This window comes from Paraburkholderia nodosa, from assembly GCF_001718195.1.
Classification (GTDB): domain Bacteria; phylum Pseudomonadota; class Gammaproteobacteria; order Burkholderiales; family Burkholderiaceae; genus Paraburkholderia; species Paraburkholderia nodosa_A.
In genome coordinates, this window is sequence record NZ_MCNV01000004.1 from 104821 (window position 1) to 121704 (window position 16884).

Genomic DNA, 16884 nt, shown 5'->3' on the forward strand with positions numbered 1-16884 from the left:
GCGGCGTCGATGTCGCGAGACGACCCCTTGAGTTTCGAATCGATTGGAATGGAGGCAAACATGACGACGAAGTCTAAATTGATAGCAGCGCTGGCTTGTCTTGCGCTTTCCGGTGGCGCATTCGCCGCCGGAGGCGGTGGAGGTGGTGGTAGCGGTGGCGGCAGTGGAGGCGGCACCGGAGGTGGCACCGGAGGAGGCTCTGGCGGTGGTGGCGGCACAGGCATGAGCGCGCCCAACTCCGGCGGCTCTACGGCCACGGAATCGAATGCCCAGGGTGGCAACACCATGGGCAATTCTGGCCCGTCGAGCGGGACGATGCACCACCGGAAGACGACCCATCCGAAGGCGACCTCGACGCAGTGAAGTCGTCGTGCCCGGCACGACCGAGTGGGTGCGCGTTCCGACGCTCACAGCGGCGTCGGAACCGTTCGCCCCTCATCCATCGAGTCGCGCGCCGCGTACCAGGCCCCGACTAGTGCGCCGACATTTCCCGGCGCCGGTTGCGCTTGCGAAGGAATGACATGCGTATTGCCCAGATCGCCCCGCTGTATGAATGCGTACCGCCGCAGCGTTACGGTGCCACTGAGCGAATCGTGCATTACCTGACCGAAGCCCTCGTCGAGCGCGGCCACGAGGTGACGCTGTTCGCGAGTGGCGATTCGCAGACTCACGCCACCCTCATCCCCTGCTGCGCGCGGGCCCTATGGCACGACCGGGACGTTACCGACACACTGGTTCACCATGTTGCGCAGCTGGAGCGGGTGGCCGCGCGAGCGCACGAGTTCGACGTCATGCATTTTCACACCGAACCGCTGCATCTGCCGCTGGCGTGCCGACTGAACGTCGCTTCGCTCACGACGCTGCACGGCGTAATCCGCCCGCAGGATCTGGGCGTGCTGCTGGATCTATCGCGGGACGCGGTGCTCGTCGCACTGTCGCAAGCGCAGCGTGAGGGCGCTCCGCACGCGAACTGGCTCTCGACGATCGCGCACGGCTTGCCGTTCGATCTGTTCAGGCCCAGCGCGGTTCACGACGGCTATCTGCTGTGGATGGGCCGCATGATGCCGGGCAAGGGGCCCGACGCGGCCATCGAAATCGCCCGACGATCCGGCAAGCCGTTGAAGATGGCGGCAGCAGTCCATTCGGGAGAGCGCGCCTGGTTCGAGGATCGTATGTGTCCACTGCTCAGGCGACATGCCAGTTGCGTGGAGTATCTCGGGGAAGTGGGCGGCGAGTTGCGTACGATGCTGTTGAGCCGCGCTGAAGCGTTGTTGATGCCGATCACCTGGGACGAGCCGTTTGGACTTGTCATGATCGAGGCACTCGCGAGCGGAACGCCAGTGATTGCCAACCGGCGCGGCGCTGTGCCCGAGGTCCTCCGCAATGGGGTCAGCGGGTTCATCGTCGATGGATTGGAAGCGGCCGTCGATGCGGTAGCACGCTTGCCTTCGCTTTCCCGCGACAGCTGCCGCGCCGAATTCGAGCGACGCTTTACGGCCGAACGCATGTGCGATGACTATCTCGCCGCATACGACACGCTGATCGCGCGACGCGGCGCGATGCATACAGCGCCAGCATGGGTCGGGAGCTGCCTATCGCAAGCGAGTGAGGCGAGCCGAACGAGGCTCGCGTCATAACCGCTGATTGGCCGCACGCATGGGAGAGCGGCAGGTTGTCTATCCACTACGCGGGTATGCCTCGGTAGTCGTATCGGCTTCAAGGCCGCCGGTCAGTGCGGGTTGCGGGAAACGCATGCCGGAGCGCGTCAAGGAGCGTCATCCCTTCGTTGATGCGCGCCTGTTCGATCTCTATCTGCTGTTTGTCACCGACCCGCTCGGCCCACTTCTGCCGCTCTCTTGCAAAGACAATGCGTTCGTTGATCGTCCGTATGGCCGTCCAGATCGCGTTTTCTTCAGCCTTTTCATGGCCATCTTCGAGGGAGAGTGCATTGTATGCATGGCCGGTGTGGCAGCGGTAACGTAGCACCCGATCGTCAAGCACGCGCCATAGCATGCCGCCGCATTCCGGGCAGGCGAGCGGCGAGCGCTCGCCGATCCGGTCGAGGTCCTCGGGCTGCAGCACGTCAAGCTGGTCCAGACGTGCCTCAAGAGAAAGGTCGTTCGTGAACATCGGGAGCGGCTCCTTCACTGGAGCGCCGCGCACTGCGGCGACGATGCGCGCTGCCAGATGCGCCGCGTCGGCGATAGCGTCCGCGCCTGCGGCCGCAAGCGCCGAACGGGGCATCGAATGCGCCTCGCAATCGTCAGGATCCTGCACGATGCAGTAGCCGCCATGCGCCCGGACGGTGGCAAGGCCTGCCGCGCCGTCATCGAGGTCGCCGGTAAGGACGGCGGCGACCACGCGGGCTCCGTAATCCAGCGCGGCCGACCTGAATAGCGGATCCGCCGCGGGTCGCGCGAAGTTCTCGGCGGCTCCGCTATCCAGTCTGAGTCGCCCCTGCGACACCCGCATGTGCCGGTCAGGCGGCGCGATGTAAATCCTGCCATTCTCGAGCGCTTCGCCGTCGGCGGGATGGCTGGCAGGCAGGGGGCCCCAATTCGACATCAACTGAGGCAGCACGCTATCGTGCCTGCCAACGTGCAGCACGATGCAGATGGCGGCCGGGAGATCGGCGGGCAGACCGGCGGCGATCATGCGCAAAACGCCGAACGCACCGCGTGAGCCGCCAATGACGACAATGTCACGTTGTTCCATGCCTCTAGCGAGCGCATTTGGCGGTCCCGCTGTGCAGCGACCGGCAGGAACGGCACACCGCTGCATGCAGCGGCCGCGTCGCGCTCAGGCACGCCGCCCTTTTTTTACCGGCGCAGCGCTGGCAGGAGGTCGCGGAGCACCCGAACCAGTGTCTGGAAGTCGACCGGTTTGCTCACATGCGCGTCGAAGCCAGTTTCGCGTGCGGCGCGCCGGTTCGCCTCGGTGTCGTTCGCGGTCACCGCGACAGATCGAAGATTCGCAAGCCGCGGATCTGACCTCAGATGGGCGGTGATCGTGGCGGCGTCGATGCCAGAGCTGCCGACGTCACAAATCAGGACATCAACGACTTCTGCTTCCAGTGCCGCCAGGACCGTGTCTGCGCCAGCCAGCATCACGGTCGATGCGCCCTCCAGTTCGAGAAGTTTTCCCAACGAGGCTGCGGTATCCGGATCATCAAGTACGATCATGGCTCGTACACCTGAGAGCGAACCGGCCGGTAGCGCTGCAGCGCCGGTCTCGCCTGCCGCTTCGACGGCCGGCAGCCACACCGTCATCGCGCATCCGAGGCCCGGACCGTCGGAATGGGCAACCGCGCGCCCGCCATGCATTTCAACCAGCTGCCTGACCAGTGCAAGCCCGATTCCGAGGCCTGTCTTTGAGCGGCCGCGGATTCCCTGGCGGTGTACATGTCGAAGATGTGCGGGAGTTCCTCCTGGGCGATGCCCTGGCCGCTGTCGATCACATCGATCCGCACCATCGACGCTTCAGGAGCGAGGCGCAGCTCGATCCTGCCGCCGTCACCGGTGAACTTGATCGCATTGGAAACGAGGTTCCACAGGATCTGTTCGCAGCGGGTGCGATCCGCATGGACCATAACCGGCGGTGGGGGGACGGTTACCGACAGGTCGATGCCTTTCGCCCTTGTATCCTGTGTGCAGGCGCCCGCGATGCCCTGCAGCATCGAGGCAATGTCGAGCGGCTCCAGCTCCAGCGCCAGTTTGCCGGTGCGCACCCGCGACAGGTCCTGCAGGTCGTCGATGATCTGCGCCTGGCCCCGAACCGCACGGCGAATCGCGTCGGCGGTTTCCCGCACAAACGTGATCTCGCGGGTCTCGGGCTGCCGCGTCAATATTTCTGCCTTCATGCCTATCAGATTCAACGGGTGCTTCAGCTCGTGCGAAAGGACCGCAATGAAATCGTCCTTGAGCTGGTTCGATTCGCTTTGCCTTTGCCTTGCCTCCTGTTCGTGCAGCAACGCGATCTCTTTTGCATCCTCGCGCTGCTTGCGCTGCGTGAGATCGCGCAGGATCGTGGCGAAGCCGGTGAAGGAGGCATCGGCGATCGGCGTGACGACGCCGCTGCACCATACGCGCCGCTGGTCCCTGGTGACGTGCCAGCGCTCATCGTCAGCGCGGCCCTCAATGCCGGCGGCTTCCCGTTGGCTCGCCGCAACGTGCGCGTCGCGGTCGTCCGGCTCGTAGATGAGCGCGATATCCTGGCCCATGACCTCGCGTTCGGTGTAGCCGAAGATCCGTTCCGCGCCCGTATTCCAGCTGACAATGCTGCCGGCGCGATCGTGAACGATGATGGCATAGTCGTTGGTTGACTGCGCCACGAGCCGCAGCCGCTGCTCGCCGATGCGTGCCTGCTCTTCTGCCTCGTGGCGCGCGGTGATATCGATAAGCGTGAGCACGGCGCCGTCGATACGGTCGTCGGCCGTTCGGTAGGGAAGCAGACGCATCAGATACCAACGCCCATCCTGGCTTTGCAGTTCGCGCTCGATCAGCTTTAGCGTCTCGAAGGCTTCCTTGACGTCCGCGGCTAGCGTGGGGTGATTCAGGGAGTGCGTGATGTCGAACAGCGAGCGTCCGATGTCGGACTCGATCAGCTTGAAGATGTGTGTGGCGCTCGGGGTGAAGCGTTTGACCTGGATCTTCCTGTCGACAAACACGGTCGCAATCTCGGTCGAGACGATGATGTTCTGCAGGTCATCGTTAGCCTTGGCGGTTTCCTCGACACGCGCGTGCAGCTCCGAGTTCAACGTGGTGAGTTCCTCGTTGACGGACTGCAGCTCTTCCTTGCTGCTTTCGAGCTCCTCAGTCGCCGAGCGGAGCTCCTCGTTGATTGCCTGGAGTTCTTCGTTCGAAGCCTTGAGTTCCTCGACGGAAGTTTCGTACTGCTCGATGGTAGTGGACAGCTGCTCGCGGCTGTGCTGCAGCTCCTGTTCGAGCTGCATGAGAACCGGGTCCTGCCCCTTTTGCTCGGCTTCGCCTTCGTCCGACATGCGTTCCTGCACCTCGTCGAAAAGCACCAGGAAGAAGTCGGCGTTCACGCCCTGATCATGGAACGGGCGAACAGTCATGTTGATCCACGACGGGCGGCCGTCGCGGACCATCTTCACGCGCCTCGCCTCGACGCTCGCTCCGGTCTGCAGGGCACGGAACAATGTCGTACGCAGATCGAGACGCAGTTCCGGCACGACGACGGTCATGATATTCGTCGACGGCTCGCCCCCGGCGTGGTGCAGGAACCTGCCCGCGTTGTCGGATAGATGCACGATCGCCGAATCACGGTCCACGATGACGCTCGGCGGCGCGTATTCTTCCAGGACCCGCTGGTGCAGGGCGGAGAAGGAGAAGCTCCGGCGCTCGACCGGAGGCGGCGGGACTGCGCTTCCCGCGACCGCCTGCACCTCCTCGGGGACCCCGCTCGCCTGCGCGAGCGAGGGAAAGGCCGTAGCTTGCCTTGCCCGATTGACGATCTTGCGCGCTCGATAAACGCGATGTTTCTTGTCGACGACGGCGAAAAGATCATCGGCAGCATCGGCCGATTCTGCGGACCCAAGGAACAGATAGCCGTCGGGGCGCAGTGCAAAGTGGAACAGTTCGAGGATCTGTCTCTGTACCGAGCGCTCCAGGTAAATCAGCACGTTGCGGCACGTAATCAGGTCGAGATGGGAAAACGGCGGATCCTTGAGCAGGCTGTGCGCGGCAAAGAGAATGCGCTCACGTACCGGCTTGACAATGGCATACCGCCCCCCTTCATGCGTAAAGTAGCGTCGCAGCAGGTCGGCGGGCACGTCGACAGCAATCGACTCGGGATAGGATCCTGAACGCGCCCGCGCAATGGCCGCGTCGTCGATATCCGTCGCGAATACCTGCATCGCCGAAGCCGATCCGGCCGCCTCGCGCGCCTGCGCCATCAGCAACGCGACGGAATACGCCTCCTCGCCGGTCGAGCAGCCGGCAACCCAGGCCCGGATCTGCCCATCGCTGGCGGCAGTACGGAACAAACCGGGGATCACTGCGTGCCGCAAAACATCGAAGGCCTCCCGGTCCCGAAAGAACTGCGTCACGCCGATCAGCATATCGGCCAGCAGCGCACTGGTTTCGTCCGGCGTGCTACGCAGGAAATTGCGATAACTCTCGAGATCTGTCAGCCCGTTCACCTGCAGTCGCCGCTCGACGCGGCGCAGCACCGTTGCGCGCTTGTAATGCCGGAAATCGTGGCCGGTACGTACTCGCAGGTGCATGAGGATATCCTGGAGCGCGCGTTCGTCACCGGTTCGCGGAATATCCGGTGCGTCCTTCCCGGGCGTCATCCCGTCCAGTTCGGGCACGTGGATCCGCTGGGCGTTGTTCCTTAATTCGCGGAGTTTGCCGGGTATTGCAGCCGCGGGCAGGATGATGTCGACATGACCGGTCGTGATGGCATGCTGAGGCATTTCCGGATATTCGGCGTCACTCGGGTCTTGAGCCATCGTCACGCCGCCGCTTTCCCTGATGCGACTAAGCCCCGCTGCGCCGTCCGAACCGGTGCCCGAGAGCACGATTCCCATGGCGCGCATACCCTGGGCGTCGGCCAGGGTGCGGAAGAACTCGTCAATCGTGAGAATCCTGCGGTCATGTTCGTAGCGATCGGTCACCTTCAGGCAGCCGTCCGACAGGTGCAGCTGCTTGCCTGGCGCGATCACGTAGACGTGATCCTTCTCCAGGCGCGTCAACGCGGTGACCTGTTTCACGGGCATGGAGGTCGCCCGTTGAAGGATCGCGTCGGCATGACTTTCGTGCTCCGGCGAGAGGTGCAGAATGACGACGAACGCCATCTCCATTGAGGCGGGCACGTTACTGAAGAAGTCGACCAGCGCGGGGACGCCGCCGGCAGACGCCCCAATGCCGACGACCGCGAATGGCGAGCCAGTCGTCACGCGGCGCGCGCCGCTGGCATGGCTGTCTTCGCCTGGAGCACTAGTTGTCATGCTGAAGTCCTTTCGTTGTCACCGCCGGCCCGGCACGCGGGGTCCATCAGTCCGGCTTCATTGCGGAGCGTACCGACGGCGAGGGCGCCCCGTATGCGCTGACGGAATCGCACATTACTGCCGATGAGACCGACGGTCAACGGCGCTCGACACTGATCCCGCCGTGGCGCGCCGGGGAGGGCCGGTTGCATGGAAGCCGCTCTTCGCGGCTCACCATCATTGCCCGCTTGTCTGACAAGGCGGCCACATGACAGGGAGGGCGTTTTTCGGCGACCTGGCACGGTTGAACGCAGGGGATATCACCAGATAAAAGCGTTGTTTGTATGTCCGGACGGCGGGCGCGAAGCGATCCGGCTTCGGAGGAGCGGGTTCGACGACGCACGCACGGACGAGACGAAACGCGCGGAACGGCCGACAGCCGTCAGGGTTGCGATGAAGCAGGCGCTCGACGGCAGGTGTTCTCCAAGGGGGGCCACCCTGTCTTGTCGACATCCAGCAGGCCGCCGCCGCTGCGCATTGCCGGCGCTACGAGTTTCACCGTCGAAGCCACTCGCCCGCTGTCGTGGCACTTAGTGCGAAGCGGTTGCTCCAGGCAACTTGTCGCTGCCCGCACTGTCGGACCCACTTCCGCGCGCACGCTTTGGTTCAATCGCGACCACGCGCACCGGTATCGATTTCGCACCGGGGACCTTGCTTTCCTTTGCGTAGTGCCACAACGGGAGCAGGGGATTGCATTCGGGATAGTAACCTGCGGCGCATCCGCGGGGGATATCGTAGGGCTTCGCCGCAAGGCCCGCAACCTCACGCACAACGCCATCGTCCGCGATGGTGCGCAGTGTTACGCGGTCGCCCTCTTCTATGTCGCGTGCCTCCATGTCATCGCGGTTCATCAGTACAACCATGCGCGAGCCCTTCACGCCACGGAAGCGGTCGTCAAGGCTATAAAGCGTCGTGTTGAACTGGCCATCCGCGCGCAGGGACATCAGCCGCAGCGCGTCGGGCTCGCGCTCATTCATGTCGGGATCTTCTGAAAGCGCTTCGGGAACCATGAATTCTGCCTTGCCGCTTTTGGTTTTCCACGTGCGTTCGCGCGCGGGCAGCGGCCGTACAACCCCGCCAGGTGTCCACATGCTCGACTCGAAGCCGGCGAACATCGCGGGCCATGTCTTGCCCATTTCCGTACGCACCCGCGCGTAGTCCGTGCACCAGTCCTCCCAGTCGACGGTCGAACGCTCGCGCAACGTGGCGCGAGCAAGCCCCGCGATGATGAAGGGTTCGGACCGTACGGTCGGCGCGGCAGGTTCGGCCACGCCCCGCGAGCCATGGAAACGCGCCGTGCTGTCCTCCATCGAGACGAACTGTTCATGTCCACCGGTTCGATCGATTTCGATACGGCTCAGGCAAGGCAGCACATAGGTGGTCTTCGCGTGCACCAGATGGCTGCGGTTGAGTTTCGTCGCCACGTTCACAGCCAGTTGCAGGTTCGCCCATGCAGGTTGTGTGCGGTTCCTGTCAGGCACCGAACGCACAAGGTTGCCGCCGAAATTGACGACGGCCTTCACCGTGCCCTCCAGCATCGCTTCGAAGGCTTCGACCGTGTTGAACCCTTTATCGCGCGGCGGCTCGAAGTTGAACTGCTTCGCGAGCTCGTCCAGCGGGGCGAGTTCGGGCTTCTCCGTGATGCCGACCGTGCGTTGTCCCTGCACGTTGGAGTGTCCGCGCACTGGCGATGGACCTGCGCCCGGCCTGCCGATGTTGCCACGCAGGAACAGGAGATTGCAGATCATGCGAACGTTCTGGACGCCCAGACGGTGCTGCGTGAGGCCCATGCCGTAATGGACGATGACCGCGTTGGCGACGCTATACTCGCGCGCGGCGGCTTCCAGCGCAACACGCTGCAAGCCGCTTTCTCGCTCGATGGCGTCCCAGCCGGTCTCGCGGACGAAGTGCGCGAATTCGTCAAAACCCTTGGTGTGTGCTTCGATGAAGACGACATCGAGTACCGGCGGCTGCCCCAGTGAAACTGCCTTGTCATGCGCTTCGATAACGGCCTTGCAGATTCCTGTTATGGCCGCCGTGTCGCCGCCCACACGCAACTGATGGTACTGGGTACTGATCTGCGTGTTCGCAGGCAGCAGCATGTCGTGAGGCGACTGCGGATTGGCAAAGGCGACGAGGCCCGGTTCGCGCAGCGGGTTGAAGGTGATGATCGGCACGCCGCGCCGACGCGCATCCTGCAACTGGTGGAGCATGCGGGGGCTATTCGTGCCTACGTTCTGCCCGAAGAAAAACATCAGGTCGGTCGTGTCGAAATCATCGAGGCCGATCGTTCCTACGCCCACGCCGATGGCCTCCTTCAGGCCGACACTCGTGCTTTCGTGGCACATGTTCGAACTGTCGGGCAGGTTGTTGGTCCCGTACATTCGCGCAAAAAGCTGGAGCATGTACGACGCCTCGAGTGACGCGCGGCCCGAGGTGTAGAAGACAACGCCCTTCGGATCAAGCCCGCGAAGTTCGGCGCCGATCGACTCAAATGCTTCTTCCCACGAGACCGGCACCAGATGATCGGTTGCCGCGTCGTAGCGCATCGGTTCGGTCAGGCGGCCCGCCTCTTCGAGGTCATGGTCGTGCCATTGCATGAGTTCGGTCACGCTGTGTGCAGCAAAGAATTCACGGTCGGCCCGTTTCGGCGTCGTGTCCCACGCCGTGGCTTTTGCTCCGCTTTCGCAAAACTCGAAGGCGTGTGGCCTGGCTGGTTTGGCCCACGAGCAGCTCACGCACATGAAGCCTTCCGGCTTGTTTTGAAGGGGAAGCAGACTCATGTCCTTGAGCGCAACCTTCTCCTTCACGAGGATACGGGTGACGGCCTTCAGCGATCCCCAGCCACCGGAGGCGTAGGGATACTCCGAAGTCCGGCGGCTCTCCCGCGCCTGGGGAGTTTCCTTCGATCTCTGACCTTTTGCCATGGCATGCCTCGCGCGGGACGTGAACGCGCTTCCGGTGCGCAAGCCCCATTCCACGCGCTCGGCCGTCTTGGGCGAAATTTGCAGTGCCTTGTCAGCGGCTGTTGCGTTCGTCGGCGCTGGGCTTCACGATCAGGCTGATTTCGCCATTCCTTTCCAGCAGCGCAGCCTCGACCCTATCGAGCGAGGAACCGTGAAGTCCGACGCGGACGGCTTCGAGCACATCGGCCCGCGTGATGAGCGCCGCGGACATCTGCGCATCATCGAAGGTCCCGTCGCGGTACACCGTACGGGCCTGACCGCCAATGACGCGCTCGACGAAGCGTGAGCGCACACACAGCCACCCAAGCGCCCGGTGCATCAGCACGAGCACGAGGGACGCCGCGACGGTGGGGACGGCAGGCGACGCGCCGACAATGAACCGGCTCAGGGTTGCGCCGAGCAGGATGGCAACGACATAGTCGAAGGTCGAGCGCTGCCCGAAGGACCGCCTGCCCGAAATACGGATGAGGACGAGGGTAAGCAGGAACGCTGCTGCGGCGCGGGCAGCCATCTGCCACGCGTCGAGATCCTTGCCTTCCCCGAAAACCGCGTTCAGTGTGTTCATTTTTCGCACCTCCAGTCCTTGCTTCGAGCACCGGGGGGCGAGGCGACGCGAGCGCCTGGACCTCGCCGCCCCGTTCCCACGCATCAACCGTGCGTGGCGCGGGAACGATACCCGGCATGCAATGAACCAGCAGCGCGATCAGGACCGCAACAGCCAGCAAGCAGACGTCGAGGCAAAGTCATTGTGCCGTGCCTCGCACGATGTGAGCGTAAGCGGCGCGCGCAGCGATGGCGGCTCAGCCGCCGCCGATTCCTTGCATGACCTTTCCCGTGCCTCCGCAAACGGCACAGCGCTTGCCCTGCACCAGCCCGGTGCCGTGGCAGGCTCCGCACAGGTCCTCGCCTACGCCTGGCGCGCCCGGTTGGCCTTCGTCACCCGGATTCAATGGAATTTCATTCTGGCCGGATTCCGGCTTTGTACGTTGCATGGCTAGCCCCTTGAAAGTGAATGCCCGTCTGGCGTTTTCAGGCCTGACGATCAGGCAGGATTGAGCGCAGTCGCCATGCCCAGCCCGCGAAGACCCTCCCGCAGCGCCGACCGCGACGGCGTACCGGCCGAGGCCGTGGGTACGGTGAATGCGCAGAAGGCGGGCACAAACAAACAGGTTCGCCTTTCCGTTGCCCATCCCTATTGGAGTCCAGCATGCCTTCCCGCGAAATATCGGCGTCCCGTCGCAACTGGATGCAAGCCGCCTCGGCAGGTGTCCTTGCCGCAGGAGCGCCCGCCGCGATGGCGCAGGAGCAGGGTGCCGCGAGTGGTCCGACGCCGCAGGAAGATCCCCGCGCCGCGTATCCGCATCCGCCATTTCCTGCCCAGCAGCAACCCTGGCCCGGACTCGCGGGACGCATGACGCCGCGGCCCGACCACGGGGAAACGAGCTATCGCGGCACTGGGCGTCTAAGCGGCCGCAAGGCGCTCGTAACGGGCGGCGACTCGGGCATTGGCCGCGCAGCCGCCATCGCGTTCGCGCGGGAGGGCGCCGATGTCGCGATCGCCTACCTGCCGCAGGAGGAGCCGGATGCCCGCGAAGTTGTACAGTTGATTCAGTCTGCAGGCCGCAAGGCGGTTCCGCTGGCAGTCGACATCCGCAGCGAAGCGGCGTGTCAATCGCTGGTGGAACGCGCGGTGTCAGGGCTAGGCGGCCTCGAAGTCCTCGTGAACAATGCGGGACGACAGCAAAGTCACGACTCGATCCTCGACATCAGCACCGAGCAGTTCGACTGGACCCTCAAGACCAACCTGTATGCGATGTTCTGGATCACCAGGGCGGCCATTCCGCACATGCAGGCAGGCGCCGCAATTATCAACACGACTTCCGTTAACGCCTACGACCCGTCTGCTAACTTGCTCGACTACGCCATGAGCAAGGCGGCAATAGCGAACTTCACCAAGGGGCTCGCGAAGCAAATGATCAAGCGGGGAATCCGGGTCAATGGTGTGGCGCCAGGACCTTTCTGGACCGCACTGCAAGTGAGTGGTGGCCAGACCATGGAGAACGTGCAGAAGTTCGGCGAGCAGGTGCCGATGGGCAGGCCGGGTCAGCCGGCAGAAATCGCGCCGATCTATGTCGAACTCGCATCGGCGCAGGCCTCGTACATTACCGGACAGATCTACGGCGCCTCGGGTGGAGCGGGCAACCCGTGAGTATCGCGACGAATGGTCGTCGTGTTGCCACTCTCTATGCTTCGCTCAGTGGCAGGACGGCTGTTCGTGAACGCGGCTCGCCAACGTAGCGGGCGTGCGGATTGCTGGGACTTCGACATTGCGTGGAGGAGGGCAATGAGTATGGAAACGGGAGCAGTGCGCCGGCGCCTCGGTAACTGGATGCCAGGCGAGGAGCAAAAAAGCGCAGCGTTCAGGCTGGAAATCGCGCGGCAGGCCCGAGCGCGTGCAGCGCTGTCCAGCGTCGTGCAGGATCTCGGAAAACTCATTGACGGCGATCCGGTGCTACGGATGAACCTCGCGCGAGCGATAAGCGAGGCGCTTGAGCAGGGTAAGCAGCTGGGGTATTCGGATATCCACGAGCTGCTCGCCATCATTGACTATCTGACGACATACAGCCCGCCATTCGACAGCGATGCACCGATGGCCACGCCACTCAATACCGTTCTTGAATGGCCAATGTGCATGCCGTCCGGCTATGCGGTTTTCCGGGATCCGGCGTTCAATGCGCAGTTGCGTCGCGTCCTCAATACGTGGTGCGCGTTTCTCAGCGGCCCACGGTCACGCGTATGGCTCAACGATGCGCCGAAGGGCTGGTTCAGCCCTCCCGCGTTGGAGAAGCTCGGGATGGACGACTTCGTCCATGATCGTACGCGAGCGCATTGGGGCTTCGATTCGTGGAACGGTTTCTTTACGCGCCATCTGCGTCCCGGCGCCCGGCCGGTGGCGAGCCCGGACGATCCTGCCGTGATCGTGAACGCATGCGAAGCGTCGCCCTTCGACGTGCGCGAGGGCGTGCAGCTGATCGACCGCTTCTGGATCAAGTCGCAGCCCTATTCGCTCAAGGAGATACTGACGTCGAGCGACGAGGCGCTTGCCCGACGCTTTGTCGGTGGCACGGTGTACCAGGGCTATCTGAGCGCGTACAACTACCATCGGTGGCACGCTCCTGTCGACGGCAGGGTCCGCGAAGCCTACAACGTCGACGGCACCTACTATTCGGATGCCGAAGCGGAGGGCGAAGACCCGAGTGGACTTAACGACTCCCAGGGCTACACCACTGCCGTTGCCGCTCGCGCAGTGATCGTCATCGAAAGCGACAACCCTGTCATTGGGGAAGTTGCGTGCGTCTTCGTGGGCATGGCCGAGGTTTCGTCATGCCAGATATGCGTACGCCCAGGCGATGAGCTTGGAAAGGGCGACGAGCTCGGGTGGTTTCAGTACGGGGGAAGCACCTACTGCCTGATTTTCCAGCCGGGCGTCGTCGAGCGCTTCGCGCCGCGACCACCGTGGCATGACGACGTGCCGCCACTCCGCGTCAATTCGGCGTTGGCTTTCGCGCGCAGCGGCGCTTGAACGGGAACACAGTGGCAGCCGTTATCTACACGGGGCCACTTGCGCCGAGACCCGCCGTGGTCTGATCCGGTCGTATGCAGGCTAAGTGATTCGGGACCGCGAATTGCGCCGGTCCACGCATGAACCCGCAGATCAAGAGGCGTACAAGCGGTGCGCTCGACGACCCGCGCGCCGGTTCCCCAAACTTGCTCCAGCCTGGCCAGACCTGCGAATGCGTTCGTCATGCCGCGCGATTCCGTCTGCTGATCGATGCGGCGGACTATTTCGCGGCGCTACGTGTAGCGATAGTCCGGGCGCGCCGCAGCGTGATCATTGTCGGCTGGGACATTGACAGCCGCATGACGCTTGTGCCCGCGGGCGCGGGCGATGGATTCCCCGAGCCGCTCGGCGATTTTCTTGCCGCCGTGGTCGCCAGCCGTCCTCTGTTGCACGTTCGGATTCTGGCGTGGGATTTTGCCATGCTGTATGCGCTCGAGCGCGAATGGTTGCCCGCATACAAGCTGGGCTGGCGCAGCGGCAAGCGCATGGACGTGCGGCTGGACAGCCATCACCCACCGGGTGCCTCGCATCACCAGAAGATGGTGGTCGTGGACGACCGGCTGGCCTTCGTAGGAGGCATTGATCTTGCCCGCTCACGTTGGGATTCGTCCGCGCACGCGCCATATGAGCCGCGCCGGAGCAACGGTCCGCGCCAGTACTATGGACCGACCCATGACATACAGGCCATGTTCGACGGCGAGGCCGCCCGCACTGTAGCGGCGATAGCGAACGAGCGGTGGCATATGGCGCAGAGGGTCTCGCGGCGGGCCCCGCGCGCGCAGGAAGTGTCCCCGTGGCCTGCGACTGAGCCGGTCCGCTCGCCGGCATCCCCATCTGCAAGCGTCGATCCCTGGCCCCCGGGCTACGCGCCCGATATCGAGGACGTGAAGCTGGGGATTGCGCTTACGTGCGCTCCCCATGACCACCGCGAAGGGGTCCAGCAGATCGGCGCCCTCTATCGCGCCGCGATTGACGCTGCGCGCCGAACCCTCTACATCGAGAATCAGTACTTTACGGCGAGTGCCGTGGGCGACGCACTCGCGCAGCGGCTTTCGCAGCCCGATCCGCCCGCGGTCGCCGCCGTCATGCCGCGCGAACAGACCGGCTGGCTGCAAGCCGCGACCATGGGCACGCTGCGCGCGCGACTCTATCGTAGACTGCGTGATATGGACCGGTATGCGCGGCTACGACTGTACTCGCCTTGGAGCGGCGACTCAGGTGACATATCCATAAACGTCCACAGCAAGCTCATGATCGTCGACGATACGCTGCTAATCGTTGGGAGTGCGAACCTCAACAATCGATCGATGGTGCTCGATACAGAATGCAACGTCGTGCTGGAAGCCGCCGGCGACCAACGTGTGCGCGCCGCGATCGCGGCGATACGCAATGCGCTGCTTGCGGAGCATCTGGGCGTGGATCGCGCGCAGGTCGACGCCGCTTTCGTGCGATTCGAGGGCGACATCCACCGCGTGATCGGTGCTTTTGCAGGCGGCGCGCGCGGTCTGCACGTGCTCGAGCCGAAGGTGAGTGCGATGCTCGACCAATGGGTTCCCGAAAGCGCCGTAGTCGATCCGGAGCAACCTGCCGTGCCGGACGAAGTCGTGCGCGAGTTCGTGCCCGGCCGCGGGGGACGCTCGATTACCGGACGGCTCATGCTGCTCGGCCTGGGCGCGCTCTTTGCCGTTTTGATGACGCTGGCATGGCACTACACAGGGCTCGCTCGCTATGCGAACCTCGCCAGTATCGGCAACGCGGCCCGGGCGCTCGCGGCCGCGCGCTTCGGGCCCGTGCTCGTGGTGGGCGCTTATGCACTTGCGGCAGTCGCTTCGGTGCCTGTCACGGTTCTGATCGTCTGCGCGGGGGTGCTGTTCGGCGCGTTCGCGGGTAGTCTCTATGCGTTGGCTGGATCGCTGCTCGCCGCACTGATCACCTATTCGATCGGCCGATGGGCTGGCCGCGACGCGGTGCGGCGGCACGCCGGTTCGTGCCTGAACCTGCTTTCGGCGCGGCTTGGCAAACAAGGCGTGGCCGCGGTGGTCGTGCTGCGCATTCTCCCGTTGGCCCCTTTCGTGCTCGTCAATCTGGCGGCGGGCGCTTCGCACATCGGACTGCGCGACTATCTGCTGGGCACGCTCATTGGCATGGGGCCTGGCATTATCCTCGGTGCCACCTTCGCGCAACAGCTTGCCGCCGCTGTGCACCATCCGGGAGTCGGGTCGGTGGCATTGCTTGTGGCAATCGGTGCCGTGCTGGTGGCACTGTCCGCAGCGCTGCAGCGCTTTTTCGGAGCGCGTGCATCGCAAGGAAACGCTGCGGCGAAAGGCGGCCCGAAGTGACAGCCGGTCTCGTGAAGGAGGTGCAAGGCGGGCGGGGCGGCGAGCTGACGCTTGTCACCTGGAACATTCACGGCGCAGTGGGAACGGACGGCGCGCGCGCACCGGAGCGCATTGCGCGCGTGCTTATCGAAATCGATGCCGACATCGTTGCGCTGCAGGAAGTGCCACTCGGCGGCGCGGCTGCGGCGAGCGCCGATGTTTTGGCGGGACTCGCCCGCGCCACGAACCGCCGGGCCGTAGCGGGCCCGACGCTTGATACGCCTCAGCGCCGGTTTGGCAACGCGGTGCTCACACGGTGGCCTGTGACCGAGGCGCGCACGCTCGACCTCTCCTTTGGCGGGCGCGAGCCACGCGGCGCACTCGACGTCGACCTCCTGTGCAACGGCGAGGCGCTGCGTGTGGTCGCGACGCATCTCGGTTTGCGGCCGCGTGAGCGGCGCGCACAGATTGCCCAGTTGCTGACAGCATTCGACCGGCCGGGGCTTCCCGTCATACTTGCGGGCGACATCAACGAGTGGTTGCTATGGGGCCGCGCATTGCGCATGCTGGCCGGGCATTTCCGGGCAGCGCCGGCTCCAGCCACATTTCCCTCGCGCTGGCCCATGCTCGCGCTCGATCGCGTGTGGATGCATCCAGCGTCGCGCCTGGCGAGCGTGCAGGCCTGGAGCCACGGCGAGGCACCGGTGGCCTCGGATCATCTGCCGGTCGTCGCACACATCTCGGCAGGGGCGCGATAGGTGAGCTATCTCAGCCAAATGCGTGGGAAAGCGACATAACAGGCGCCGAGGCATCCCTCCAAACTGGCAGATTATTTGTGTGAAGGATATCGCCACTGTCCGTATGCCCGCCGCGGATGGACTCGTTCACGGAAATACGGCTTGTTCCAATGTCGGGCTCGGGACGAATTCACCCAAGGCTCAGAAATTGCTCTCTACGTCCACTCTG

The 16884-nt window shown here is 64.1% G+C and carries 9 protein-coding genes and 1 pseudogene; 5 read left to right on the forward strand and 5 right to left on the reverse strand.

Annotated features, from left to right (window positions below; all coding sequences use genetic code 11):
• The first annotated feature begins 521 nt into the window (after positions 1–521).
• On the forward strand, positions 522–1637 hold the full coding sequence (locus tag BFD71_RS09705) for a glycosyltransferase family 4 protein (RefSeq protein ID WP_069263055.1): 1116 nt from the start codon (positions 522–524) through the stop codon (positions 1635–1637).
• Between the two features lie 79 nt (positions 1638–1716).
• Here BFD71_RS09705 and BFD71_RS09710 read toward each other — a convergent pair whose 3' ends face one another.
• The 5 genes and pseudogenes from BFD71_RS09710 to BFD71_RS42085 all read right to left on the reverse strand — a co-directional run bounded on the left by BFD71_RS09710 (position 1717) and on the right by BFD71_RS42085 (position 10970).
• Positions 1717–2715, reverse strand: a complete 999-nt coding sequence (locus BFD71_RS09710) for a chemotaxis protein CheB (RefSeq protein ID WP_069263056.1) — start codon at positions 2713–2715, stop codon at positions 1717–1719.
• A 104-nt stretch (positions 2716–2819) separates the two neighbouring features.
• A pseudogene (locus tag BFD71_RS09715) lies at positions 2820–6973 on the reverse strand (CheR family methyltransferase).
• Between the two features lie 569 nt (positions 6974–7542).
• A complete protein-coding gene (locus BFD71_RS09720) occupies positions 7543–9939 on the reverse strand; it encodes an FdhF/YdeP family oxidoreductase (protein WP_083245157.1) in 2397 nt (798 codons plus the stop codon).
• A 91-nt stretch (positions 9940–10030) separates the two neighbouring features.
• The gene (locus tag BFD71_RS09725; RefSeq protein WP_069263057.1) at positions 10031–10543 is read right to left on the reverse strand and encodes a DUF421 domain-containing protein; all 513 of its coding nucleotides are present in this window, start codon (positions 10541–10543) and stop codon (positions 10031–10033) included.
• Between the two features lie 235 nt (positions 10544–10778).
• Positions 10779–10970 carry a hypothetical protein gene (locus tag BFD71_RS42085; RefSeq protein ID WP_083245188.1) on the reverse strand — a complete coding sequence of 64 codons (192 nt, stop codon included), beginning with the start codon at positions 10968–10970 and terminating at the stop codon, positions 10779–10781.
• Between the two features lie 215 nt (positions 10971–11185).
• Between BFD71_RS42085 and BFD71_RS09735 the strand changes: the two genes are divergently transcribed.
• The 4 genes from BFD71_RS09735 (at position 11186) to BFD71_RS09750 (ending at position 16676) form a co-directional block, all read left to right on the forward strand.
• Positions 11186–12187 (forward strand): SDR family oxidoreductase, encoded by a 1002-nt coding sequence (locus BFD71_RS09735; RefSeq protein WP_069263059.1) that lies wholly within the window; start codon positions 11186–11188, stop codon positions 12185–12187.
• A gap of 135 nt (positions 12188–12322) precedes the next feature.
• A complete protein-coding gene (locus BFD71_RS09740; RefSeq protein ID WP_141710618.1) occupies positions 12323–13561 on the forward strand; it encodes a phosphatidylserine decarboxylase family protein in 1239 nt (412 codons plus the stop codon).
• 338 nt (positions 13562–13899) lie between these two features.
• Positions 13900–15939: a VTT domain-containing protein gene (locus BFD71_RS09745; RefSeq protein ID WP_256094582.1), complete on the forward strand. Its 2040-nt coding sequence runs from the start codon at positions 13900–13902 to the stop codon at positions 15937–15939.
• Positions 15936–16676, forward strand: a complete 741-nt coding sequence (locus BFD71_RS09750; protein WP_069263062.1) for an endonuclease/exonuclease/phosphatase family protein — start codon at positions 15936–15938, stop codon at positions 16674–16676. The genes BFD71_RS09745 and BFD71_RS09750 overlap by 4 nt, the downstream gene beginning before the upstream one ends.
• The last annotated feature ends 208 nt before the right edge of the window (positions 16677–16884 follow it).